This window comes from Pseudomonas sp. LjRoot71 (assembly GCF_964253255.1).
Taxonomy (GTDB): domain Bacteria; phylum Pseudomonadota; class Gammaproteobacteria; order Pseudomonadales; family Pseudomonadaceae; genus Aquipseudomonas.
Genome location: NZ_CAXURA020000001.1, coordinates 2,242,598 through 2,265,476, shown reverse-complemented (window position 1 = coordinate 2,265,476; position 22,879 = coordinate 2,242,598). Strand labels below are relative to the sequence as shown.

The window sequence follows — 22,879 nt, the reverse complement described above, 5'->3', positions numbered from 1 at the left end:
CCGCGATTAAATGCTCGGATGATGCCCGCACGGGCACAAAGGTGCCGTTATCCAATCGTCTGCATTGACCGCCGTCAACTGCGGCCTTGGGGTGGCAGATGGTATGCTGGCCACCCATTTTTCCCCGCGGCCACGTGCCGCCTGGCCTTACCCGTTTTCAAGGTGCCGCCGTGAGTGACCGTACTGAGGCCGTCAAAGCCTACCTGCTGGATCTGCAAGACCGTATCTGCTCTGCCCTGCAAACCGAAGATGGCGGCGCTGAGTTCTTTGAGGATGCCTGGCAGCGTCCGGCCGGCGGTGGCGGCCGCACGCGGGTGATGGAGAACGGCGCGCTGATCGAAAAGGGCGGCGTGAATTTCTCCCACGTATTCGGCGACAGCCTGCCGCCTTCAGCCAGTGCGCATCGGCCGGAACTGGCCGGGCGTGGTTTTGAGGCCCTCGGCGTGTCGCTGGTGATCCACCCGGAAAACCCTTACGTGCCGACCTCCCACGCCAACGTGCGGTTCTTCAGCGCGGAGAAGGAAGGCGAGGAGCCGGTGTGGTGGTTTGGCGGTGGCTTCGACCTGACGCCCTACTACGGCAATGAAGAAGACTGCCGGCACTGGCATCAGGTCGCCCATGACGCCTGTGCACCGTTCGGTGCCGAGGTCTACCCGAAGTTCAAGGCGTGGTGTGATCGCTACTTCCACCTCAAGCACCGGGGCGAGCCGCGCGGTATTGGCGGGCTGTTCTTCGATGACCTGAACCAGTGGGATTTCGACACCAGCTTCGCCTTTATGCGCGCCATCGGTGACGCCTATATCCAGGCCTATCTGCCCATCGTGCAGCGTCGCAAGCTGACCCCATACGGCGAGCGCGAGCGTGAGTTCCAGGCCTTCCGTCGAGGCCGTTATGTCGAGTTCAACCTGGTGTTCGACCGTGGCACGCTGTTCGGCCTGCAATCGGGCGGGCGTACCGAATCGATCCTGATGTCGCTGCCGCCACACGTGCGCTGGGGCTACGACTGGAAGCCGCAGCCGGGCAGCGAAGAGGCGCGCCTGACCGAGTACTTCCTCACGGATCGTGACTGGTTGGCGTAAGCGTAGGGTGCGCCATGCGCACCACTCTGCAATTCAATCCGGTGCGCACGGCGCACCCTACACGTACAAAGCCGGCAACTGTTTTCAAGGATCATTCATGGATCGCTACTGCGTCTTCGGTAACCCCATTGGTCACAGCAAATCGCCGCTGATTCATCGCTTGTTCGCCGAGCAGACCGGCCAGGTGCTCGACTATCAGGCACGCCTGGCACCGCTGGACGACTTCCCCGCGAATGCACGCGCCTTCTTCGCCGAAGGCCTGGGCGGCAACGTCACTGTGCCGTTCAAGGAAGAGGCCTTTCGCCTTTGCGACGAACTTACCGAGCGCGCGCGCCGGGCCGGCGCGGTGAATACCGTGAAGAAACTTGCCGATGGCAGCCTGCTCGGTGACAACACCGACGGCGCCGGCCTGGTACGTGATCTGACGGTGAATGCCGGTGTAAGCCTCAAGGGCAAACGCATCCTGCTGCTTGGCGCGGGTGGCGCGGTGCGTGGGGTGCTGGAGCCGTTGCTGGCCGAGCAACCGGCGGCGCTGGTGATTGCCAACCGTACGGTGGAGAAGGCCGAGCAACTGGCCCGCGAATTTGCCGACCTGGGCCCCGTGGTGGCCAGCGGTTATGACTGGATCGACGCGCCGGTGGATCTGATCATCAACGGCACTTCGGCCAGCCTGGCTGGTGAGTTGCCGCCGATTGCCCCCAGTCTGATCCAGCCGGGGCATACCCTGTGCTACGACATGATGTACGGCAAGGAATTGACCGCCTTTAACCGCTGGGCTGCCGAGCACGGTGCGGCACGTACCCTGGATGGCCTGGGCATGCTGGTCGAGCAGGCCGCCGAAGCTTTCTTCCTCTGGCGCGGCGTGCGCCCGGCCAGCGCGCCGGTATTGGCCGAACTGCGCCGCCTGCTGGCTGAGGGTTGAAACCGTGGGGTTGAGCGCGGATGACCTGGCGCAGATCAGCGCGCTGACCCTGCGCCACTATCAGGACTGCGCCGAAGACTTTCGTGAAGGCACTCGCGACCACGATGTCAGCCAGAATATTGCCGCCCTGCTCACGCATATTCAGGCCACTGCGCCCTACCAGATTCTCGATTTTGGCTGCGGCCCGGGGCGCGATCTGCGCACGTTCAGCGCCATGGGCCACAGTGCTGTTGGTTTGGACGGCTGCGTGCGCTTTATCGAAATGGCCCGCGCCGACAGTGGCTGCGAGGCCTGGCAGCAGAATTTTCTTGCCCTCGACCTGCCGCCTGAACGCTTCGATGGCGTGTTCGCCAATGCTTCACTGTTTCATATCCCCCGCCAGGAACTGCCGCGGGTACTCAAGCAACTGCATGCCACTCTCAAGCCGGGCGGCGTGCTGTTCAGCTCCAACCCCCGTGGCGATAACCAGGAAGGTTGGAATGGTGAGCGCTACGGCGCCTATCACGACCTGGCCAACTGGCGCGTGTTGCTCAATGCGGCCGGCTTCAGCGAGCTGCAGCACTACTATCGTCCAGCCGGCTTACCGCGTGACCAGCAGCCCTGGCTGGCCAGCGTCTGGCGTAGCCGCAGTTAAAAACTTGACTTGCGAGTCTGATTCTTCAAGGATGCCCATCTCCCCCATTGGATGATCGCAGTGCATTTGCCTAGCTCGTATGAACGATTTATTCGCTGTATCTTTTTGTATATAGCGATATGGGTTCATAAGCTGACAATGGACTGCAAAGGAGTTCTGGATGAAGACAGTTTTTTCCCGACACTTAGTCAGCCTGTTCGCCGCCGTTGCATTCAGCAGCCACGCCCTGGCTGAGCAGGTTCAGGTGGCGGTGGCCGCCAACTTCACTGCGCCGTTGCAGGCGATTGCCAGCGAGTTTGAGAAGGATACCGGGCACAGCGTGGTTGCCTCCTTCGGGGCCACTGGCCAACTGTATGCGCAGATTCAGAACGGTGCGCCGTTCGAGGTGTTTTTAAGTGCCGATGAAAGCACCCCGGCCAAGCTCGACAACGACGGCTTGGGTGTCAGCGACTCGCGTTTTACCTATGCAATTGGCAGCCTGGTGCTGTGGTCAGCCAAGCCGGGTTACCTGGATGGCAGTGATGCGGTGCTCAAGGCCAATCAGTACAAACACCTGGCGATCGCCAACCCGAAAGCTGCGCCCTACGGCCTGGCGGCCACCGAAGTGCTGGACAAGCTGGGCCTGAGTGCGGCGGTCAAGGACAAACTGGTCGAAGGGCAGAACATCACCCAGGCGCATCAGTTTATTGCCACCGGCAACGCCGAGCTGGGCTTTGTCGCGCTGTCGCAGGTGTACAAGGACGGCCAACTCAGCAGTGGCTCGGCCTGGATGGTACCGGCGCAGATGCACACGCCGATCAAGCAGGATGCGCTGATCCTCAAGAGGGGCGAACATAACCCGGCCGCTGTAGCCCTGACCGAGTACCTGAAAGGTGAAAAGGCGGCCAAGATCATCAAGTCCTACGGTTATCAGCTCTAAGCTGTCGTAGCCCGGAGTGCATCCGGGCTGCATCTGTCATTGAAAGGTTTGTGCAATGCCACTGAGCAAAGCTGATTTCGCTGCGGTCCTGCTGACGCTTGAGCTGGCATCGCTGACCACCTTGTTGCTGCTGTTGATCGGTACACCGATTGCCTGGTGGCTGGCGCGCACGGGTTCGCGCTGGAAGCAGCCGATTGGTGCGATCGTCGCGCTGCCGCTGGTGCTGCCGCCGACGGTGATTGGTTTCTACTTGCTGGTGAGCATGGGCCCGCATGGTTTTATCGGCCAACTGACCCAGAGCCTCGGCCTCGGCACCCTGACGTTTACCTTTACCGGGCTGGTGATCGGCTCAGTGTTCTATTCCCTGCCCTTTGTCGTGCAGCCGCTGCAGAACGCTTTCGAGGCGATTGGCCGTACCCCGCTGGAGGCGGCGGCGACGCTGCGCGCCGGGCCTTGGGATGCGTTCTTCACGGTGGTGCTGCCGCTGGCCAAGCCGGGCTTTATCACGGCTTCGATTCTCGGTTTTGCCCATACCGTGGGCGAGTTCGGCGTGGTGCTGATGATTGGCGGCAATATCCCCGGCAAGACCCAAGTGGCGTCAGTGCAGATCTACAACCATGTGGAAACCATGGAGTACGCCCAGGCTCACTGGCTTGCGGGCGGTATGGTGCTGTTTTCCTTTATCGTGCTGCTGGCGCTCTACTCTGGTCGAAGCAGCGGGCGCAGCAGCACGCGGGTGTGGCAATGATCTGGCCATTGGCGCGGCGCAATCCGGCGATTCGTACAGTCGCCGGGGCGGGTGAAATCCAGGCGCGTTTCAAGGTGGAGCATGCCGGTTTCACCCTGGATGTTGAGCTGAACCTGCCCGGTCGCGGCGTCAGCGCGCTGTTCGGCCATTCTGGCTCGGGCAAGACCAGCTGCCTGCGCTGTTTTGCCGGGCTGGATCAGCCGAGCGCAGGCTACCTGCAAGTCAACGGTGAGCTGTGGCAGGACAGCGCCCAGGGCATCTTCGTCCCAGCGCATCAACGCGCCGTAGGTTACGTGTTTCAGGATGCCAATCTGTTTGCCCACCTCACCGTGCGGCGCAATCTGCAGTACGGGCTGAAGCGCATCCCCACCGCGCAGCGGCGGATTGCCCTGGAGCAGGCGGTTGAATTGCTCGGCATTGAGCATCTGCTGGAGCGCTTGCCAGGCAAGTTGTCCGGCGGCGAACAGCAGCGCGTAGGCATTGCCCGCGCCCTGCTGACCAGCCCGCGCCTGCTGTTGCTGGATGAGCCGCTGGCATCCCTCGATCTCAAGCGCAAGCAGGAGGTGCTGCCCTATCTGGAGCGCCTGCATCAGGAGCTGGAGATTCCAATTGTCTACGTCAGCCACTCGCCGGATGAGGTGGCGCGCCTGGCCGATCATCTGGTGTTGCTGGAGGACGGCAAGGTCAGCGCCAGTGGCCCATTAAAGGAAACCCTGCTGCGCGCCGACCTGCCGTTTGTCTTCGAGGACGATGCGGAGGCGGTGGTTGATGGCGTAGTTACCGCCCATGACCATGCCTACGGGCTGCTCTACCTGCAATTGCCGGATAGCCAGATCAACCTGCGCTTGCCCCACGGGCCGCTGCCGCTAGGCCAGTCGGTGCGGATCAAGGTCAAGGCACGCGATGTCAGCCTGAGCCTGCAACAGGCCGAGGACAGCAGCGTGCTTAACCTCTTGCCAGCGCGAGTAGTGGACTGGATCAACGTTGCCGAGCAGGCTCACGTGCTGGTACGTGTGCAGGTGGGCGGCGAGCAACTGATCGCCCGCATCACCCGTTACTCCTTCGACCGCCTGCAGATCCAGCGCGAGCAGTCTCTCTGGGCACAGGTCAAGTCGGTGTCGTTACTGAGCACTCACTGATGCCGGGGCAAACTCTCCGCCGACAAGCTGCGAGCGCTTCAGCCCCAGCCACTCCAGCTCGATAAACACCAGCACCACAACAGCCTGGACGAGCACGAAGGCGTAGCCCAGCGCGTTCGGTGTGAACCAGCCGCTGAGCAGCACCAGCAGGCTGAGCACCACCCATAGCGCATTCAGGCCGATCACCGTGTAGACCGCTGCCCGCGCCATGCTTTCACGGCGCGATAGCCAGAGCAGAAAGGCCACCAGCGAAATCAGCACCACGCCAACGCCGAAGAGGAATTCACCCGGCAGGGCCAACAGACTGCTGAGCCAGTCAGCCAGCAGCAGGAGTTGCGCCGTGGTGATCACGCCGACCAGGCCATCGGCGAGCAGGGCACGGCGCAGTAACAGCGAAGGTTGCAAGGTGGTCATGGCGAAGTCTCCGTAAAGAACCGTCGAAATAGCGGCTTGCACTTAGATTTCGCCGATCTGTGCGTTACGTCGATTACCTCGCAGGTAATGGCCGCCATGACGTGGCTGGTCTATCGTCGATGCCCATGAACAGTCAAATCCAGCCCGTCGGGGCTCTGCTGCGCCAGTGGCGCCAGCATCGTCGTCTTAGCCAGCTCGACCTCGCTTGCGAGGCTGAAATTTCCACGCGCCACCTGAGCTTTGTTGAAACCGGGCGCGCCCAGCCCAGCCGCGAGATGCTGCTGTTGCTCGCCGAGCAGCTGGACATTCCGCTGCGCGAACGCAATCGCCTGCTCAGCGCTGCCGGCTATGCGCCGCTGTTCACTCAGCATGCGCTGTCCGAGCCAGCCATGGCGGCCGCGCGCAGCGCCATCGACCTGCTGCTCAAGGCCCACGAGCCCTACCCGGCACTGACCATCGACCGTCACTGGAACCTGCTGGCGGCCAACAGTGCCCTCGCGCCCTTTCTGCAGGGCATTGCGCCTGAACTGCTGATGCCGCCGATCAATGTCATGCGCCTGAGCCTGCACCCGCAAGGGCTGGCACCGCGTATCGTCAACCTGGGCGCCTGGCGCGCCTACCTGTTGGCGCGGTTGCAGCGCGATTTTCAGGCCAGCGGCGATGCTCAGTTGCACGCGCTGTGCGATGAGCTGAACGCCTATCCAGGACCGGCGGCGCCCGCGCATTTCGACAGCGACACGGTGCTGATGCCGTTGCAGTTTGCCAGCGAGCAGGGCGTGGTCAGCCTGATCGGTACCACCACGGTGTTTGGCACCGCCAACGACATCACCCTGGCGGAACTGGCGCTGGAAACCTTCTTTCCGGCCGATGCCTTCAGCGCGCAGTACCTGCGTGACTTGGCCGAATCGACGCATCTTTCCGACGAAATCACTCTTTAGGCTGCTTTTATCCCCTATTCAGTGCAGTACCCTGTTGCGCGCGTTTGTATAAGCTGACCTCGTTCAGCACTGCTCACAAAAATAATAAGGAGCACACCACGTATGCGTTCTATAACGCTGTCTCGCTCGCTATTGCTCGCGGTTATCGGGTTGTTCGCCGGCCTCTCGCCGCTGACCTTTGCCCAGGCCGTTACCCCCCAGGAACAGGTTCAGGTGCAGGCCAGCCGGGTTACCAGCAGCCTGATGCTGTTACGCGGTGAGGGTTTCCAAAAGAAACACCAGGACGCCCTGGAAACTGACCTGCAGGCCCTGGCCGCCGCCGTGCAGAGCCTGCCGCAAAGCAGCGATGCCCTGCGCAGTGCCCATCAGGAACTGGTGGTGCAGATTCGCCGTGGCGTGGCCTTTGGCCCGAGTGAAGATGACATGCCCTGGCGCTACCCCGAGGACCTCAGCAAAGCCCTGCTCGGCGTGCTCGAGGAAACCCGCAAGCTGGCCGGGCCGGCTGACAGCGAACTGTCCGCCAAGCTCGAATACCTCTCGGTGCAGTACCTCAGCCGTGCCTACTTCGGCAATTTCGAAACCGCCCGCGAGCAGCCCGACACCTACCTCGGTCAGGATGAACGCAAGATTGTGCCGTCGGTGGATGAGCAACTGGCCGCGCTGGATGGCAAGGCCGACCCACAGGTGGGCAAGTTGAAAACCCGCTGGGATTACCTCAAGGCCGCGCTGGTCGACCTCAATAGCCAGAGCAGCGCCCTGCAAAGCGCTTCGGGTCGACCCTTTGCGCCGATCACCGTGTATCGCCATACCCGCTCACTGACCACGCAATGGATGGCGATGTACTGAGGTCTGTCATGGGTCTGCTGCGCGTCGGCGATACTGCGTTAAAAATGGCCTCGGGCTGCTCATTTGGAGTCGTAAACTCCGCGCCCTCGGCCATTTTGACCTGCCGAAGGCTGTTACTAACGTAGCGCCTTGTCTCGCTCTAGCTCGCGAGACCCGGATCGGTTCTAGGAGGCCGCTGATGGCGGCCTAGTAGTTTCAAGCAGTGGCTTTTTTCTCACGAATACAGGTCGGGCCGGCGCGTTCGACGATGGCCTGCTCTACCTCTTTGCGCAGGCCCAGCAGGAAGGCCGCTTCGGCAGCGACGAACAGCGGGCCGATGACTAGGCCCATCACGTCATCGACAAACGCCGGCTTGCGTCCTTCGTAGTAATGGCCGACAAACTGAATAATCCAGCCGATCACAAACAGGCCGATGCCGCCGCTCAGCCACACCGCCGTCGATTGCACGGCCAGGCCCGCCGCAGCCCACAGGCTGAGCACCAGCAGCAGCGCCATCAGCAGGCCGAAACGTAGGTCCAGGCGCAGGTAGAACACGCCCGCCGCCACGGCCACCAGCAGTGCGGGGGACAGCCACAGGCCGAGCAGCTCGAAGCCCGGGCGTGACAGCAGCACCGCCACCGCCACAACGATCAGTGGAATACCGATAAAGTGGCTGAGAATATTGCGTTGGTCGCGGTGATAGGCCGCGTATTGAGCCAGATGATCAACCAGGGTTTTCATTATTATTTTCCTCATGCAAGACAGGTGGCCAGCATGAACCCACGCCCACGCAGCGCTCTGTCAGCTAGCCGACAAACCGCCTGGAGCTGTCGATGAACAGCGGCCACCACTATCAGGCACGTCTGCGTCAGGGACACTGGTTCAGCGCCCTGCCCGCTGCATTACAGGAGGCGCTGCTGGCCGCCGCCCAGGTGCAGCAACTGGCGCCCGGTCAGGTGCTGTTTCGTCGAGGCGACAAACCCTGTGGCCTGTATGCAGTGGTCGAGGGTGGCATGCGCATTGGTGCGGTCAGTGCCACCGGCAAGGAAGCGCTGCTGACCCTGGTCGAGCCGCCCTACTGGTTTGGCGAAATCTCCCTGTTCGATGGCCAACCACGCACCCACGATGCCTTTGCCGAAGGCCCTGCGACTTTGCTGCTGGTGCCGCAGGCGCGGCTGCTGGCGCTGCTCGAACAGCAACCGCAGTACTGGCGTGATTTCGCCCTGTTGATGAGCCACAAACTGCGCCTGGCGTTTATCGCCCTGGAAGAAATGAGCCTGCTGCCCGCTGCCCCACGGCTGGCCCGGCGGTTGCTGCTGATCGCGGAAAACTATGGCGAGGGCGAGCCGCGCCGGGTGCTGCACCTGCCGCAGGAGCAGCTGGCGCTGATGCTGGCGATCTCCCGGCAGACCACCAACCAGATCCTCAAGGAGCTGGAGGCTCAGGGCATCCTGCGGCTGACCTATGGCGAGATCGAACTCCTTGATCTGCCGCGCCTGCGTCAGGCGGCGCAGTAGGCGGCTGCAAAGACTGAACCTCTGCCGCACAATGGCGCTCTATAACCGACCCTATTTGCGTAGAGCCCGCCGCCCTGATGCCGACCGCCACCGCTGTTGCCCACGCTGACCTGCCCCTGGTGCTGGCCGGCCCGCTGCTGCGCCGCATGGAAGCGCAGTGCCTGGTGCTCTGGCTGGTTGGCAGCCGCCCCTTATCGCTGACCCTGCAGTTGAGCCATGGCGACATGCCCGAGCCACAACGGCTGCCGCTGGCTGGCGACAGCTGCCAGGTTATCCAGATGGGCGAGCAGGCGTTTATCCACCTGATTGATCTGAAACTTGACGCGCCGCTGCCCTGCGATGTGCAGATCGACTACGACCTGCTGATTGAACAGCCGGATCAGTCTGAAATGGGCATCGCCGACTGGGCGCCGCACTTGCTGTACGACGGCGCGACCCAGGCCAATTTCGTCCTGCGCGCGCGGCTGGATCATCTGCTGCACGGCTCTTGCCGCAAGCCGCATCATCCGGCGGCCGATGGCCTACTCTGCGCAGATCGTCTGCTGGCCGAAGCGCCTGCCGCCGAGCAGCGCCCGGCCTTGCTGCTGATGAGTGGCGATCAGATCTACGCCGATGATGTCAGCGGGCCGCTGCTGCGGGCGATTCATCAGGTGATCGAACGCCTGGGTTTGTTTGGCGAGCACCTTGAAGGTGCGGTGGTCGCTGACAGCACGGCGCTGTACCAGCATCCCGCCAGCTACTACCAGCGCGCCGAGCTGCTGCCAGCGCTGAAGAGCAACGAAACCCTGCGCGAGCGGTTTTTCGGTGGTGTGGAAAAACCGGTGTTCACCACCAACAGCGCCGATAACCACCTGGTGACCTGTGCCGAAGTGTTGGCCATGTACCTGCTGGTCTGGTCGCCGACGCCATGGACCTTGCTGGATGCCGAGATGCCGGCGCTGAGCGCCGAGGAAGTGCCGCGTTATCAGGCCGAGCGTGAGCGCATCGAAGTCTTTCGCGGTGGGCTGGGCCAGGTCGCCCGCGCCCTCGCCCATTTGCCGACGCTGATGATCTTCGATGATCACGACATCACCGATGACTGGAACCTCTCCGCTCAGTGGGAAGAGACCGCCTACGGCCACCCGTTTTCCAAACGCATCATCGGCAATGCGTTGATCGCCTACCTGCTGTGCCAGGGCTGGGGCAATAACCCGGATGTGTTTGCTGAGCCGCTGCAGATGATCCGCGCGATGACCGAGGGCCGCGATGCTGCCAACCATATGGACAGCCAGCCGCAGGATGCGCTGATCGACAGCCTGCTGAGCTTTCATCAGTGGCAATTCGTCCTGCCGAGCAGCCCGGCGCTGGTGGTGCTCGACACCCGCACCCGACGCTGGCGCAGCGAGCGCAACCTCAAGCGGCCGTCCGGTCTGCTGGATTGGGAAGCGCTGTGCGAGTTTCAGCAGGCGCTGCTGGATCAGCCGTCGGCGATCATCGTTTCGCCGGCGCCGATGTTCGGCGTCAAGCTGATCGAGACCATCCAGAAGGTCTTCAGCTGGGCCGGCCATCCGCTGATGGTCGACGCGGAAAACTGGATGGCCCACCGGGGCGCCGCGCAGGTGATGCTGAACATCTTCCGCCACTCGCGCACGCCGGGTAACTACGTGATTCTCTCCGGCGATGTGCATTACTCGTTTGTCTACGAGGTGTTGATTCGCCAGCGCAAGCGCGGGCCGAAGCTTTGGCAGATCACCAGCAGCGGCCTGAAAAACGAATTCCCGCCGCGCCTGCTCGACTGGTTCGACCGCCTCAACCGCTGGCTCTACGCGCCCTGGTCACCGCTCAACTGGCTGACCACGCGCCGGCGCATGCAGGTCAAACCGCGCATCCCCTCGCGCAGCAAGGCCGGCGAACGCCTGTGGAATGGCGCGGGGCTCGGTCAGGTTTTCTTCAACGAGCAAGGCCAGCCGAGCGCGATCTACCAGCTGAATGCCGATGGCTCGCCCGCAGTGGCGTTTGTCGATGATCGTGACGAGGCGCTGGCCACCCAGACGGCGCGCAACCGCTCAGAAGCTGCGTCTTAGCGCAGCTTTTCCAGCATCTGGTAGTACCACATGCCGGCAGCCAGCATCGGGTTGCCGAACACGTCGCCCAGCGGCACCTTGATGTGCTTGCAGGCGGCGAAGGTGTCGTAGTGGCCCATGGTGCCGGTTAGGGCGTTGGCCATGATCTCGCCCATGATGTGGGTGGTGGCGATGCCGTGACCGGAGTAGCCCTGGCAGTACCAGACGTTGTCCGAGAGCTTGCCCAGTTGCGGGATGCGGTTGATCACGATGCCCATGGCGCAGCTCCACTGGAAGTCGATATCGACGCCCTTGAGCTGCGGGAAGGTCTGTTCGATACCGGGGCGTAGCTCGCCGGCGATATCCCGCGAGTCGCGCCCGGAGTAGTTGCAGCCACCGCCGAACAGCAGGCGGCCATCGGCGGTCAGGCGGTAGTAATCGAGGACGAAGCGGCAGTCATACACGGCCAGGTCCTGCGGGTTGATCTGCTTGGCCAGCTCACCCAGCGGCGCGGTGGTGACGATGCCGCCCATGGCCGGGAAGATCATGCCCTTGAGCTTTTTCGGCTCCAGCTTGTGGTACACGTCGCCGGCCAGCAGCACCTGCTTGGCGTTGATCCGGCCTTGGGCGGTGACCACTGCCGGCTTGGCGCCATGCACAATCTCCAGCACTTTGGAGTGCTCGAATATCAGCGCGCCGAGGCTGGCGGCGGCCTTGGCTTCACCGATGCACAGGTTCAGCGGGTGCAGGTGCATGTTGCGGGTGTTCTTCAGTGCGCCGCTGTACAGGTCGCTGGCCAGGTGGCTGCGCACGCCGGCGCGGTCGAGCAGGGTCACGTCAGCGCCCATGCCGCGACGCTGTGCTTCGGCGTAGGTGGCTTCCAGCTCCTGCATGTGTGTGGGCTTCATCGCCGCGTGCAGGTGACCGTGCTTGAGGTCGCACTGAATGCCGTACTTCTCTACGCGATTCTTGATGATCTCGTGTCCGCGCCAGCGCAGGTGCCAGATAAAGTCTTCGACTTCCTCGCCGAGGGTGTTGCGCATCTGCTTGGTCATTGCCGCATCGCCCGACAGGCTGCCAGTGACCTGCCCGCCATTGCGCCCGGTGGCGCCCCAGCCAATCTTGTTGGCTTCGACTATGGCCACCTTGAGGCCGCGCTCGGCCAGCTCCACGGCAGACGCCACGCCGGTAAAACCGCCGCCGATGATCACCACATCGACGCTGACCTCGCCTTGCAGGGTCGGGTAATCGGTTTCTTCATTAAGGGTGGCGCTGTAGTAGGACGGGCAACGTACGGCGGCGGGCGTTACGGGTTTGAGGGCGGCATTCATAAGCAGCTTCCTGGTAGATGACGGGAATGGACAGAGGGTCAGGGCTGAGCGGTCCAGTCATCCGGCGGGCGCGCGTGGCGGCAATGCCACAACGCCCAGAACGCCAGGGTTTGTGGCAGCGTGACCCGGTCACGCGGAGCGGCTGCGTGCAAAAGGGCGAGAGAGAACACAAGAGAAAGGTGCATGACCGCCAGATTCACACGGGGCCATGCGTTGGTTAAATGCTGTTTTTTACATGCTTGGTTAACACTGGGCTAAACATTACGCGGGTGACTTATGCACCGCGCAACTGTGCCATCACCCGCTCGGCGTTTTCGGTGCAGGGCATGCCCTCGGGCTTGCTTTCGATGCTGGCGATGATGGTCAGCAGCTGCGCCTTGTTCTGCGCCAGGCGTTGCTGCATGGCCTCGATCTCGCCGACCTTGCGCTTCAGGCTTGCCAGCAATTCAGTGTGCGGCAGGCCCTGTGAGTCGCCTTGCGGCAGCAGGCGGCGGATTTCGTCGAGGCTGAAGCCGGCCTGCTGCGCACAGCTGATAATGCCCAAGGTCTGCACCGCTTGTTCCGGGTAGTGGCGGTAGCCATTGGCCTGGCGCTGGGCGCTGATCAGCCCGCTGGCCTCATAAAAACGGATGCGCGACGCCGCCAGCCCCGTACGGCTGGCCAGTTCACCGATTTTCATCATCTGTGCTCCGGGCTATTGACCTTAAAGTTGACTTTAACCTTAGTCTTGCTCCATCTGCCACCCCCGGAGCAAGTCATGACTGCCTTCCAACCGCTGCAACTGCCCAACGGCACCACCCTGTTCAACCGCATCGCCAAAGCGTCGATGGAGGAAAACCTGGCCGACGCCAGCCAGGGTCCGTCCGCCGAATTGCTGCGCCTGTACCAGGCCTGGGCCGAAGGCGGTGCCGGTTTGCTGTTGACCGGCAACGTGATGGTCGACCGTCGCGCCATGACCGGTCCCGGCGGCGTGGTGCTGGAAGATGAACGCCAATTGGACAAGTTTCGCGAGTGGGCGCGGATTGGTCGTGCTCGCGGTGCGCAGTTGTGGATGCAGATCAATCACCCTGGCCGGCAGATGCAGGCCAACCTTGGTCAGCAAACGGTCGCCCCGTCGGCTGTGGCGCTGGAGTTGGGTGGCCTGTCGAAGATGTTCCCCGTGCCCAGAGCGCTGGAGGAAGCCGACATCCAGGACCTTGTTCAGCGTTTCGCGCGCACCGCGCAGCTGGCCGAACAGGCCGGTTTTACCGGGGTGCAGATCCACGCCGCGCACGGTTATCTGCTTAGCCAGTTTCTCTCGCCGATCAGCAACAAGCGCACCGACCGCTGGGGCGGCACGCTGGAAAACCGCGCACGGCTGCTGCTCGAGGTGGTCAAGGCGGTGCGTGCTGTGGTCGCGCCGAGCTTCTGCGTGGCGGTCAAACTCAACTCGGCTGACTTCCAGCGTGGCGGTTTCGATGCGGCCGATGCCAAGCGCGTGGTGCAGCTGCTCAATGGGCAGGCGGTGGATCTGGTCGAACTGTCCGGTGGCAGCTATGAAGCACCCGCCATGCAGGGCGATGCCCGCGACGGTCGCACCTTGGCGCGTGAAGCCTACTTCCTGGAATTTGCTGGTGAGATCGCCGCTGTGGCGACGATGCCAGTCATGGTCACTGGCGGCATTCGCCGTTTACCGGTGGTCGAGCAGGTACTGGCCAGCGGTGTGGCCATGGCCGGGATTGCCACGGCCCTGGCGATTGAACCGGCCTTGCCCAAGCAGTGGCAGGCCGGGCAGCCGAGCAGCGCCGAGCTGCCAGCGATCCGTTGGAAGAACAAGGCGTTTGCCTCCCTGGCCTATATGGCGGTGGTGAAATTCCAGATGCGCCAGCTCAGCCGGGGTCGCCGCCCCAACCCACAGGTATCGCCTTTGCGCGCGCTGCTGCTGGAGCAGCTGAAAAGCGCCCGCCGCACCCGTCAGTACAAACGTCTAATGGCGGCTCAGGGTTCGGGTTTGTAGCCCAGGCGCAGGCCGCCCCAGTGGCGGCCCTGCACGGTGATTGGCACCGACAGGTCGTGCATCAGCTCGCCGGTGTCACGCATGTAGGTCTGTAGCAGCAGCGGCTTCTGGTGGCTACCGCAGCGGATGCCGGTGCGGTCGTTGAACAGGCGCTTGCTGCGGCTCTTCACGCTGTCGATGGCGCGGTCACCGCAGGGCGGGTGGTTGAACGCAGCGTTGTGGGTCGGCACATAGCCTTCGGCGGTGCAGGCGATGGCGAATACCAGGCCTTCGTGCTGGCTCAGCAGCGGCTCCTGAATGGCCGGCAGCACCTGATCGGCATAGCTGTCGAAGCGGGTCTTGTACTTGGCCGGGAAACTGCCGGAAATCGGCTGGTAGTGGCGGTCGAACAGGTCGCTGGTGCTGATCCGGCCGCTGTGCAGGTCCGCTTCGAATTGCGCGGCAATCTGCGCGGCGGCGTTGCGGGCGAGGTCATAGATGCGCTGGTGATAGTCATCCAGGCCCACTTCGGCGAGCTGTTCGCTGACGCTTTCGGCCTGAGCGACCAAACGCTCGGCCGCGCTGCTGAGCTGACGGGTCTGCCCTTCACTGTCGCCGACATCGCCGCGCAACTGGCTGACCGCCACCGACAGCTCGGCCAGGCGCTCGTGGTTATGGCGGGTGCCGCTGTCGATCTGGCTGACCTGGTTCTCCACGTCCACCGCCAGTGCGGCAATGCCCTGCAACTGCTCGCCGGTGTGCTCGACCTGCTGCGCGGCCTGGGTCAGTTGCTCGGCCTGCTGTTGCATATGGCTGACCACCGCCGCGCTCTGCTGGCGGATATCGCTGACGATCTGCCCGACTTCCTCGGTGGCGCTGCTGGTGCGCCCGGCGAGGTTGCGCACCTCATCGGCGACCACCGCAAAACCGCGCCCCAGGTCACCGGCGCGGGCCGCTTCGATAGCCGCATTGAGCGCCAGCAGGTTGGTCTGGCTGGCAATCGACTGGATCACCTGGGTGACTTTCTCGATCTGTTCGGTGCGGCTGCTGAGGCCGTCGATCAGCTCGCGGCTGGTGGCGGTCTGCGCGCTCAGGTGCTGCATGGCATCGATCGCCTGACGCAGTTCCTGCTGCCCGCTGCTGCTGTTCTGCCGCACGGTCTGCGCGGCCTGCAGGGTCTGTTCGGCGCGCTGGGCGTTGTCCTGTTCGGTGTGGGTGATGGCCTCGGCGGCCTGGTTGATCTGCTCGGTGGCACTTAGCTGCGAGTGCAGTTTGCCGGCCAGTTGCTGCGCGGCGTGGGCCACTTCGGCTGCGGCCAGGGCGTTGTGGCAGGTCTGTTGGGACAGGCTCTGGCTGAGGTTGCTGAAGGCGTCGTTGGCGGCGTCGCTCTGCGCCGGCAGTTCTTCATGCTGGCGCTGCCAGGGGCCCAGCCAGGGCCACAGGGCCAGCAGCAGAAAGGACGGAATGCTGATAAACCAGGGCACTTGTATTTGCTGATAGGCCGCCATCAACCCGGCCAGCCCGATGGCATGCAGCAGGCAGGCCTTGGGGTAGGAAATAAACGCAGAGCGCATGACAAACCTCATTATTTTTATTCTGGTCGAGCCAACACCAGAAACTGCCAGTGGCGCGCCGCTGCTGTATGGGCGGGCCATGCCTGCTGGAACCTGCGTGCGTGCAGCCGGATATACCTGCTCAGGCAATCGGCCGCTGTCGGCGAATCTATAGACCATAGCGGGTGTCGCTCCCTGCGGCCAACCTTTGGTGGGAGGTTGATTCGAGCACCCATGGCGGTTCGCGGCCATGGCACTTTGGTCGCAGGTGGGTTAATCCCTAAGGGCCTGTTTCGCGCACTGCCTTAATGCTGTGCAGTAGACCCTAACGCGCCGTCAAAGGCGATGGCGCTGGATAAAACCGCGGTCGAGAAAATCCTTCCAGCGGCCATAGAACTGGCCACCGGCACTGTGCCCATGCCAGTCCAGCAGCGCGCCGCCATCGCCGGTGGCCAGCAGCGCCAGGCTTTGTCGTTGCGGGTGGTAGCGTTTGAGCGGCAGGCCACGCAACGCGGCGTTGAGGTTGGCCGCCAGCACCGGGCCCTGGCGCACGGCATAGACACCGCTCTTGCGCGCGCCGGGCAAGCTGGCGCAGTCGCCGGCGGCAAATATCGTCGGGTGGGTGTAGCTCTGCAGCGTCGGCGCGATCAAGACAAAGCCCTGCTCATCGCAGCCCAGACCGCTGTGTGCAGGCCAGGCAAAGGCCTTTGCCCCACTGGCCAGCAACAAGCGTTGACCGCGCCAGACCGGTTCGTCACCGCTGAGCAGGCAGTCGCCTTCGATACGGCTGATCGGGCAATCCTCACGCACCCACACGCCGCGTTGGCGCAGATGGCCGAGGGCGCGCAAGCGCACGCCAGCCGACAAACCATCGAGCAGGTGGCCGGCGCAGAACAGCGCCAGCTGCGGCACCTGCCCGGCCAAGGCCAGCGCCAGCTCAACCCCCGCCGCGCCGCCGCCGAGAATCGCCAGGGGCTGTGGTGCGGCCTGCCAGCGTTGCCAACGGGCAAGAAACTCGGCAAAGGGTTTGACCGCCAGCGTCTGCATGGCGTCGCCTTGCTGGGGCGGTGCGCCAACCTGCGCGCCGATATTCAGCGACAGCCAGCTGGCATTCAGGGTTTGGCCATTGGCCAGTTGCACCTGTTGCTGGGCGGCGGACAGGCTTTCCACCGGGCTGATGATCAGCTCGACCTTGGCCGCGCGGCACAGCGCCTGCAGTTCGATCTGGCAATCCGCCGCGCTGTGTCGCCCAGCCAGCAGCCCCGGCAGCATGCCCGAGTACCAGGCCACCGGCCCGGCGCTGAGTAATGCGATACGCCCCGGTGGTCGTTCGATCAACGCCCAGCGCCGCAGCACACCAAGGTGGGCATGGCCGGCGCCGAGCAGCAGGAGGTCGTAGTGATGGTTCAAACGCAGGCACCCATGGCTCAAAACGATGTGCCGTTATGCTACGGGCTTGTGCTGTCGTCTGTCAGGGGATGCTGTAGCAGCGGGGTAGCGAAATAGCTGTCGGCGGATTCGCCGGTGTTGTCGCTGTCGGCGGCAAACACCACGCCGAGAATTCTGCGCGGTGCGCTGCCAAAGGCGGCGATGGCATCGGCGTTCAGGTCGCGGGACTCGCTGAGCCATTGCCCCAATGGTGCTTCGGGACCACGCAGCACCTGCATTTCCACTGTCTCGGTGTAGGCGCTGCGCGCGTGGGTGCCGGGTGCGGCGCGATTGTCCCAAACATAGCTGAGGGTCGCCGCTGGCAGGTTGGGGTCAAAGAAGGTGCGCGCCAGGCGCAGCTTTTGTCGGGTGACAAAGCTCAGCGAATCCAGCGGGTAATCCAGCAGCACATAAACCCGCGCGGCGTAGTCGTCGCCTTCGCGGGTGGCGAAGCGCGCCTGCTTCAGCGTCTGCTCGGTGCGCCATTGCCAGCTCAGTTGCCAGGGCTGATCGCCGGGCAGGTCCAGCGGATGCAGCAGGCCACCGGCTGCGGCATCGGCCTGAATGCGTAACACCGGCCTCCCGTCCTGCTCGACCAGCGTGCGCGCAGACGGTTTGAGTTTGGGAATATCCGCCAGGCGCCAGTGTGCGGACCATTCGCCGCTGGGCGGACCCGCCGTCCAGGGCGTCAGTTGGTTTTCGGCCTGGGCCAGCGGCATCAGCACCAGCAGGGCCAGCAGTAACCCGCGCATCAGCTGCGGCGCCAGGTATGGACGCGCTCGACTAACCGCAGCAGGCCTTGCGGGGCATGGGCGCGTTTCCATTCACCGGCCGCGTATTTGTTGGCCTCGGCCATGGTCGGGTAGGTATGAATGGTGCCGAGAATCTTGTTCAGACCCAGGCCATGCTTCATCGCCAGCACGTATTCGGCGAGCAGTTCCCCGGCGTGTTCACCGACGATGGTTACACCGAGAATCTGGTCCTTGTCCGGCACGGTGAGCACTTTGACAAAGCCGTGGGCGGCTTCATCGGCGATGGCTCGGTCGAGGTCGTCGATACCGTAACGGGTCACCTCGTAGGCGATGTTCTGCGCCTTGGCTTCGCCTTCGGAGAGGCCGACGCGGGCGACTTCGGGGTCGGTAAAGGTGCAGGCGGGAATCACCCGGTAATCCACTTTAAAGCGCTTGAAACCTGAGAAGAGCGCATTGACCGCGGCATACCAAGCCTGGTGCGCCGCGACATGGGTGAACTGGTACGGCCCGGTGACATCGCCCACCGCGTAGATATTGGGGAAGCGTGTGGCCAGGTACTCGTCGGTTTCCAGGGTGCCGTTGGGTCGTACGGTGAGGCCCAGCTCCTCGACGCCATAACCCGTGACATTGGCCACCCGGCCGAGGGCCAGCAGCACACAATCGAAGGCGATGGTTACTTCCTCGCCCGTATCCAGACGGCGGGCAACCATCCGCTGTTCGCCATCCACCAGCTCGAAGCGTTCGGCGCGGTGTTGCAGGCGCACATCCACGCCGTCGGCACGCAGGCTATTGAGCACCAACTCGCTGGCGTCGGCATCCTCGCGCGGCAGCAGGCGTTCGGCCAGCTCCACCTGAATCACCTGGCTGCCGAGGCGCTGGAAGGCCTGGGCCAGCTCGCAGCCAATCGGCCCGCCGCCGAGCACCAGCAGCCAGCGTGGTTGTTCGCGTAGGTTCCAGATCGTATCCGAGGTATAGGCCTGCACCTGCTCCAGGCCGGGGATGTTCGGCACCAGCGGCCGCGCACCGGCGGCGATGATCAGGTTGCGGCTGGTCAGGGTCTGACCGTTCACCTCCACCGCCCAGGGCGAGAGGATTTTCGCCTCGCCCTGGATCACCTCGACGCCCAGACCGGTGTAGCGCTCCACCGAATCATGCGGTTCGATATCGGCAATCACCCGCTGGATGCGCTGCATCACGGCCGGGAAATCCACCGTGCCCTGCACGCCGGTAAAGCCTAGCGCCGGGCCTTTTTTCAGCTCATTGGCCAACTTGGCCGAACGCAGCAGCGCCTTGGACGGCACGCAGCCGGTGTTCAAACAGTCGCCGCCCATCTGGTGTTTTTCGATCAGGCTGACCTTGGCCTTCACCGCCGCTGCGATATAGGCGCTGACCAGGCCGCCAGCCCCCGCGCCGATTACTAGCAAGTTGCGGTCGAAGGTTTTCGGTTTGTGCCAACCGGCATACACCCGCCGCGCCTGAATCAGGCCGAGCAGCTTGCGCGCGATCAGCGGGAACACCCCGAGCAGCACAAAGGCACCGAGCAGCCCCGGCGAGAGGATGTCCGCCAGGGAGTCCAGCTGGCCGAGTTCACGTCCGGCATTCACATACACCAGGGTGCCGGGCAGCATGCCGAGCTGGCTGACCCACCAGTAGGTGCGCACCGGCAGGCGGGTCAGGCCCATGGCCAGGTTGATCAGAAAGAACGGAAACAGCGGCACCAGGCGCAGGGCGAACAGGTAGAACGCCCCTTCCCGCTCCACGCCCTTGTCGATGCCAGCCAGGCGCTGGCCAAAGCGGCTCTGCACCCAGTCGCGCAGCAGAAAACGGCTGCTGAGCATGGCCAGGGTCGCGCCCAGCGTTGAGGCGAAGGACACCAGCACAAAGCCTTCGAGCAAACCGAACAGCGCGCCGGCCAGCAAGGTCATCAAAGCCGCGCCGGGCAGCGACAGCGCCGTGACTGCGACATAGGCGAGAAAGAACAGCCCCGCCGCCAGCCAGGGCTGCGCGGCTACCTGAGCATTTAGCGCCGCCTGCTGGGCCTTGAGCGCCTCCAGGTTGAGGTACTGGCCAATGTCGAAGACCAAGAAGCTGCCCAGCAGCGCGAGGATCAGGCCCATCAGGGCCAGTTTGCGGCTATTCATCAGTCAGCGCCTCCAGGGCGCACAGGCTTTGGCACAGGCTGAAACCGGCCAGCAGGGCGTGTTCAGGGCGATCATTTAGTTGGCCGAGCACCCGTGCACGGTAGGACAGCGCCGCCGGGCTAGAGGCAGGCCACTGGCGGTCGAAGTCGGCGAGAAAAGCAGAGTGGTCGTAATTCAATGGCAGCGCTTCGATATACAGGCCATCGCGCTGGCAGCGGTACAACGCGGCCGGGTGCGGTGTGCTGGCGATGCGGCTGAGCAGGCCATAGCGACCGCCGGCAAAGTTCGGCAGCCCGGCTGCGCCATTGTTGATCAGCGTGCCGTGCTCAAGGTCTAACGCCACCGCCGAGCAGGTATGGCTGGTGGTCAACACCTGAACGTTGTTCGCGACGAACCAGCTATCCAGTTGCTGCTGACGCGCCGGCGCGCTGAGCGATTCTCGCGAGCAGCTCCAGCCGGCCAGGGACTGCTCGTCGCCATGGCTGATCGCCACGCGCTGGCCAGCTACACTGACCAGCGCCGTGCTCGGCCGTGCGGCCAGGTTGGCGGCCATGCCCGGCAAGCCCTGTACGGTTCGGCTCAATGCCTGCTGAAGGGCATTGGAACGCTCGACCACCGCGTCATCCACTTCCATCGGATACGCGCAGCCACAGCCGGCGCCGCTGTCATCCGCGCGGCCCAGCTCGGTTTCGACATTGCCGCGCAGCGCCAGGTGGACGCTGAGGCCCTGCTCGATCTGCTGGAACAGCTCGGGGTCACGGTCGAACCAGTGGGCATCGCCGTTAAATACCACGCGCGCCGTGGGCTCGGCGGCCACGCGCCGTTGGACGGCCGCCAGAGCCTGGCGATTGCCGTACAGGCCGCCGACTACATAGAGCACGTTGCAGTCGAACAGCGGCTCACCGCGAAAGGCGTCCTGCGTCAGGCGATAGTCCAGTGGGCAGTCGCGGCCGGCGCGCATCAGGCCTCAGCCCCAACAGCAATAGGGTGCGCCGTGCGCACCAATTGCGCAGGCAGATTATTGGTGCGCACAGCGCACCCTACGAGGCCAAGGCGCATCAGGCAGTCCTCCGTAGCCAGCCGGGGAGCAGGTAGCCGAGCACGCACAACCCGAGGCCATAAAGGTTGGTGCCTAGCAGCAGCGCGTATTTGCCGTCGCCGATGGCCCAGCTCTGCGGAATCCAGTTCAGGGTCAGGGCCACGCCGAGGCCCAGGCCGGTCCAGAAGCTCAGGTGAAAGCCCAGCCGCGTCGGCGTGGTCAGGCCGTGCAGAACGAAAATCGGCGCCAGGCCGATGACCATGGTGCCGCTGATGGTGGTGGCCTTGAGGATGTCGGTGCCGGCGATCATCGGCAGGTTACCGAGGATGGCGAATACCACCATCACCGTCATGCCCACGCCAATGGCCTTCTGCCCGAAATCGCGGCCGGCCAGCATCGGCAGCTCGCGTCCGCACAGTTTGGCCATGCTGGAAAAGGCCGAGTCGAGGGTCGAGCCGGCGGCCGAAACCATCACCAGCGTCATCAGCAGCAGCGCACCAATGCTCAGGCTCTTGGCCAGTGCAGCCGGCACGTTGTCAGACGCGGCGATACCCACCAGCTGTGCATGCACGCCGATCAGGCTGAACGCGAAGATGGCGATAAAGCCCAGCACCCCGGCGACGATAAACGAGCGGCGCATGGTTTTTTCATCGCTGATAAAGCCACGATCGGTCAGCACCGGGTCATGGAAGCCATAGCTGAAGGCCTGTAGACCGGCGACCAGCAACAGGTCGACCCCGGCGTTCAGCGCCCAGTGGCTGGTGCTGGCCAGTTCGGTTGGTGAATGCTGCGGCAGCACCAGGGTCAGCATCCAGACCATGGCGATAACGAAGATCGCAGTCTGCGCGGTGTCGGTAAGGATCGAGCTGCGTAACCCACCGCGCAAGCTGTAGCCCAGGGTTACAGCGGTAAACAGCAGGGCCGCGGCAATAAACTCGGTGCTGCCGGCCTCGCCGTAATAGCCGCCGACCACGGCGGTGTTGCTCCACACCTCGTTGAACAGGCGAATCAGGATCGCCGCTGAGAACGCCAGCGCCGCGCCACGGCCGTAATGGCTGCTCAAGAAGCTGACCAGGCCGGTAGCCGCATAGCGCCGGCGCAGGCGGTAGATGACAAAGCCGGTGAGTGGAATCGCCAGCCAGTAGGTGGCATACGCCAAGCCGCCGACCAGCCCGTAGCTGGCCCCCAGGTTGGCCGCATTGGTCACCGATTTGGCGAAGATCCAGCTGATAAAAATGCTCGCAGTGAGCAGCCAGGGCGGCGTGCTACGGCCCTGGCTGTCTTCGCCATTGAAGAAGCTGCCGAGGGTTACCGCGCGTGGCGACAAGGCCAGCATCAGCGCGCCGTAGACCAACAGAAAACCCCAGAACAGCAGCCCGGTCAGACTGGTGGGTTGCATGGACCTATCCTTAGTGTGTGGTTATGCAATTGCGTAGGGTGCGCCGTGCGCACCAAGGGTTTATCACCTGCGTTGGTGCGCACA

General features: G+C 63.7%; 21 protein-coding genes. 11 read left to right on the top strand and 10 right to left on the bottom strand.

What is annotated here, in order from left to right:
• Positions 1–170 precede the first annotated feature (170 nt).
• The 6 genes from hemF to modC all read left to right on the top strand — a co-directional run bounded on the left by hemF (position 171) and on the right by modC (position 5,441).
• On the top strand, positions 171–1,079 hold the full coding sequence (gene hemF / locus ACSQ17_RS10745) for an oxygen-dependent coproporphyrinogen oxidase (RefSeq protein WP_436068591.1): 909 nt from the start codon (positions 171–173) through the stop codon (positions 1,077–1,079).
• Positions 1,080–1,176: 97 nt separating this feature from the next.
• Positions 1,177–2,001 (top strand): shikimate dehydrogenase, encoded by an 825-nt coding sequence (gene aroE / locus ACSQ17_RS10740; RefSeq protein WP_233685727.1) that lies wholly within the window; start codon positions 1,177–1,179, stop codon positions 1,999–2,001.
• A gap of 4 nt (positions 2,002–2,005) precedes the next feature.
• Positions 2,006–2,635 carry a class I SAM-dependent methyltransferase gene (locus tag ACSQ17_RS10735; RefSeq protein ID WP_233685726.1) on the top strand — a complete coding sequence of 210 codons (630 nt, stop codon included), beginning with the start codon at positions 2,006–2,008 and terminating at the stop codon, positions 2,633–2,635.
• 160 nt (positions 2,636–2,795) lie between these two features.
• The gene (gene modA, locus ACSQ17_RS10730) at positions 2,796–3,554 is read left to right on the top strand and encodes a molybdate ABC transporter substrate-binding protein (RefSeq protein ID WP_436068590.1); all 759 of its coding nucleotides are present in this window, start codon (positions 2,796–2,798) and stop codon (positions 3,552–3,554) included.
• Positions 3,555–3,609: 55 nt separating this feature from the next.
• Positions 3,610–4,302 carry a molybdate ABC transporter permease subunit gene (modB, locus tag ACSQ17_RS10725; protein ID WP_436068589.1) on the top strand — a complete coding sequence of 231 codons (693 nt, stop codon included), beginning with the start codon at positions 3,610–3,612 and terminating at the stop codon, positions 4,300–4,302.
• Positions 4,299–5,441 (top strand): molybdenum ABC transporter ATP-binding protein, encoded by a 1,143-nt coding sequence (modC, locus tag ACSQ17_RS10720; RefSeq protein WP_436068588.1) that lies wholly within the window; start codon positions 4,299–4,301, stop codon positions 5,439–5,441. Before modB ends, modC begins: the two co-directional genes overlap by 4 nt.
• Here modC and ACSQ17_RS10715 read toward each other — a convergent pair.
• A complete protein-coding gene (locus ACSQ17_RS10715; RefSeq protein ID WP_436068587.1) occupies positions 5,424–5,855 on the bottom strand; it encodes a hypothetical protein in 432 nt (143 codons plus the stop codon). The genes modC and ACSQ17_RS10715 overlap by 18 nt on opposite strands.
• 125 nt (positions 5,856–5,980) lie before the next feature.
• Here ACSQ17_RS10715 and ACSQ17_RS10710 point away from each other — a divergent pair, with 125 nt between their 5' ends.
• Together ACSQ17_RS10710 and ACSQ17_RS10705 are read left to right on the top strand one after the other, a co-directional pair.
• On the top strand, positions 5,981–6,793 hold the full coding sequence (locus ACSQ17_RS10710; RefSeq protein WP_436068586.1) for a helix-turn-helix domain-containing protein: 813 nt from the start codon (positions 5,981–5,983) through the stop codon (positions 6,791–6,793).
• Positions 6,794–6,895: 102 nt separating this feature from the next.
• On the top strand, positions 6,896–7,639 hold the full coding sequence (locus tag ACSQ17_RS10705) for a hypothetical protein (RefSeq protein ID WP_436068585.1): 744 nt from the start codon (positions 6,896–6,898) through the stop codon (positions 7,637–7,639).
• A 195-nt stretch (positions 7,640–7,834) separates the two neighbouring features.
• On the opposite strand, the gene ACSQ17_RS10700 is transcribed toward ACSQ17_RS10705, so the two are convergent.
• Positions 7,835–8,359: a DUF962 domain-containing protein gene (locus ACSQ17_RS10700; RefSeq protein ID WP_233685719.1), complete on the bottom strand. Its 525-nt coding sequence runs from the start codon at positions 8,357–8,359 to the stop codon at positions 7,835–7,837.
• A 92-nt stretch (positions 8,360–8,451) separates the two neighbouring features.
• On the opposite strand from ACSQ17_RS10700, the gene ACSQ17_RS10695 reads away from it, so the two are divergent.
• Together ACSQ17_RS10695 and ACSQ17_RS10690 are read left to right on the top strand one after the other, a co-directional pair.
• Positions 8,452–9,135, top strand: coding sequence for a Crp/Fnr family transcriptional regulator (locus tag ACSQ17_RS10695; RefSeq protein ID WP_170050273.1), 684 nt, complete (start codon positions 8,452–8,454; stop codon positions 9,133–9,135).
• Positions 9,136–9,212: 77 nt separating this feature from the next.
• The gene (locus tag ACSQ17_RS10690) at positions 9,213–11,198 is read left to right on the top strand and encodes an alkaline phosphatase D family protein (RefSeq protein WP_436068584.1); all 1,986 of its coding nucleotides are present in this window, start codon (positions 9,213–9,215) and stop codon (positions 11,196–11,198) included.
• Here ACSQ17_RS10690 and ACSQ17_RS10685 read toward each other — a convergent pair.
• Positions 11,195–12,508 (bottom strand): NAD(P)/FAD-dependent oxidoreductase, encoded by a 1,314-nt coding sequence (locus tag ACSQ17_RS10685; protein ID WP_436068583.1) that lies wholly within the window; start codon positions 12,506–12,508, stop codon positions 11,195–11,197. The genes ACSQ17_RS10690 and ACSQ17_RS10685 overlap by 4 nt on opposite strands.
• Before the next feature lie 274 nt (positions 12,509–12,782).
• The gene (locus ACSQ17_RS10680) at positions 12,783–13,187 is read right to left on the bottom strand and encodes a MerR family transcriptional regulator (protein WP_436068582.1); all 405 of its coding nucleotides are present in this window, start codon (positions 13,185–13,187) and stop codon (positions 12,783–12,785) included.
• Between the two features lie 78 nt (positions 13,188–13,265).
• Here ACSQ17_RS10680 and ACSQ17_RS10675 point away from each other — a divergent pair, with 78 nt between their 5' ends.
• Complete coding sequence (locus tag ACSQ17_RS10675; RefSeq protein WP_436068581.1) at positions 13,266–14,504, top strand: NADH:flavin oxidoreductase/NADH oxidase family protein; 1,239 nt, start codon at positions 13,266–13,268, stop codon at positions 14,502–14,504.
• Here ACSQ17_RS10675 and ACSQ17_RS10670 read toward each other — a convergent pair.
• The 6 genes from ACSQ17_RS10670 to ACSQ17_RS10645 form a co-directional block, all read right to left on the bottom strand.
• Positions 14,486–15,991: a methyl-accepting chemotaxis protein gene (locus tag ACSQ17_RS10670; RefSeq protein ID WP_436070460.1), complete on the bottom strand. Its 1,506-nt coding sequence runs from the start codon at positions 15,989–15,991 to the stop codon at positions 14,486–14,488. The two genes, ACSQ17_RS10675 and ACSQ17_RS10670, sit on opposite strands and share 19 nt — an antisense overlap.
• 381 nt (positions 15,992–16,372) lie before the next feature.
• On the bottom strand, positions 16,373–17,446 hold the full coding sequence (locus ACSQ17_RS10665) for an FAD-dependent oxidoreductase (RefSeq protein ID WP_436068580.1): 1,074 nt from the start codon (positions 17,444–17,446) through the stop codon (positions 16,373–16,375).
• Positions 17,447–17,484: 38 nt separating this feature from the next.
• Positions 17,485–18,216, bottom strand: a complete 732-nt coding sequence (locus ACSQ17_RS10660) for a DUF3047 domain-containing protein (protein ID WP_436068579.1) — start codon at positions 18,214–18,216, stop codon at positions 17,485–17,487.
• Entirely contained in the window at positions 18,216–20,357 is a 2,142-nt protein-coding gene (locus ACSQ17_RS10655) for an FAD-dependent oxidoreductase (RefSeq protein WP_436068578.1), read from the bottom strand. The genes ACSQ17_RS10660 and ACSQ17_RS10655 overlap by 1 nt, the downstream gene beginning before the upstream one ends.
• Entirely contained in the window at positions 20,350–21,318 is a 969-nt protein-coding gene (locus ACSQ17_RS10650; RefSeq protein ID WP_436068577.1) for a hypothetical protein, read from the bottom strand. The genes ACSQ17_RS10655 and ACSQ17_RS10650 overlap by 8 nt, the downstream gene beginning before the upstream one ends.
• A 97-nt stretch (positions 21,319–21,415) precedes the next feature.
• Positions 21,416–22,795 (bottom strand): sodium:solute symporter family transporter, encoded by a 1,380-nt coding sequence (locus tag ACSQ17_RS10645; protein ID WP_436068576.1) that lies wholly within the window; start codon positions 22,793–22,795, stop codon positions 21,416–21,418.
• Positions 22,796–22,879 lie beyond the last annotated feature (84 nt).

Excerpts from the sequence above, each read along its gene's own strand:
- aroE (WP_233685727.1), top strand. The coding sequence starts at position 1,177 with ATGGATCGCTACTGCGTCTTCGGTAACCCCATTGGTCACAGCAAATCG.
- ACSQ17_RS10675 (WP_436068581.1), top strand. The coding sequence starts at position 13,266 with ATGACTGCCTTCCAACCGCTGCAACTGCCCAACGGCACCACCCTGTTC.
- ACSQ17_RS10645 (WP_436068576.1), bottom strand. The coding sequence starts at position 22,795 with ATGCAACCCACCAGTCTGACCGGGCTGCTGTTCTGGGGTTTTCTGTTG.
- modA (WP_436068590.1), top strand. The coding sequence starts at position 2,796 with ATGAAGACAGTTTTTTCCCGACACTTAGTCAGCCTGTTCGCCGCCGTT.
- ACSQ17_RS10670 (WP_436070460.1), bottom strand. The coding sequence starts at position 15,991 with ATGGCGGCCTATCAGCAAATACAAGTGCCCTGGTTTATCAGCATTCCG.
- ACSQ17_RS10700 (WP_233685719.1), bottom strand. The coding sequence starts at position 8,359 with ATGAAAACCCTGGTTGATCATCTGGCTCAATACGCGGCCTATCACCGC.
- ACSQ17_RS10690 (WP_436068584.1), top strand. The coding sequence starts at position 9,213 with ATGCCGACCGCCACCGCTGTTGCCCACGCTGACCTGCCCCTGGTGCTG.
- modB (WP_436068589.1), top strand. The coding sequence starts at position 3,610 with ATGCCACTGAGCAAAGCTGATTTCGCTGCGGTCCTGCTGACGCTTGAG.
- ACSQ17_RS10650 (WP_436068577.1), bottom strand. The coding sequence starts at position 21,318 with ATGCGCGCCGGCCGCGACTGCCCACTGGACTATCGCCTGACGCAGGAC.
- ACSQ17_RS10710 (WP_436068586.1), top strand. The coding sequence starts at position 5,981 with ATGAACAGTCAAATCCAGCCCGTCGGGGCTCTGCTGCGCCAGTGGCGC.
- ACSQ17_RS10655 (WP_436068578.1), bottom strand. The coding sequence starts at position 20,357 with ATGAATAGCCGCAAACTGGCCCTGATGGGCCTGATCCTCGCGCTGCTG.
- ACSQ17_RS10695 (WP_170050273.1), top strand. The coding sequence starts at position 8,452 with ATGAACAGCGGCCACCACTATCAGGCACGTCTGCGTCAGGGACACTGG.
- ACSQ17_RS10715 (WP_436068587.1), bottom strand. The coding sequence starts at position 5,855 with ATGACCACCTTGCAACCTTCGCTGTTACTGCGCCGTGCCCTGCTCGCC.
- ACSQ17_RS10680 (WP_436068582.1), bottom strand. The coding sequence starts at position 13,187 with ATGAAAATCGGTGAACTGGCCAGCCGTACGGGGCTGGCGGCGTCGCGC.
- ACSQ17_RS10660 (WP_436068579.1), bottom strand. The coding sequence starts at position 18,216 with ATGCGCGGGTTACTGCTGGCCCTGCTGGTGCTGATGCCGCTGGCCCAG.
- modC (WP_436068588.1), top strand. The coding sequence starts at position 4,299 with ATGATCTGGCCATTGGCGCGGCGCAATCCGGCGATTCGTACAGTCGCC.
- ACSQ17_RS10685 (WP_436068583.1), bottom strand. The coding sequence starts at position 12,508 with ATGAATGCCGCCCTCAAACCCGTAACGCCCGCCGCCGTACGTTGCCCG.
- ACSQ17_RS10705 (WP_436068585.1), top strand. The coding sequence starts at position 6,896 with ATGCGTTCTATAACGCTGTCTCGCTCGCTATTGCTCGCGGTTATCGGG.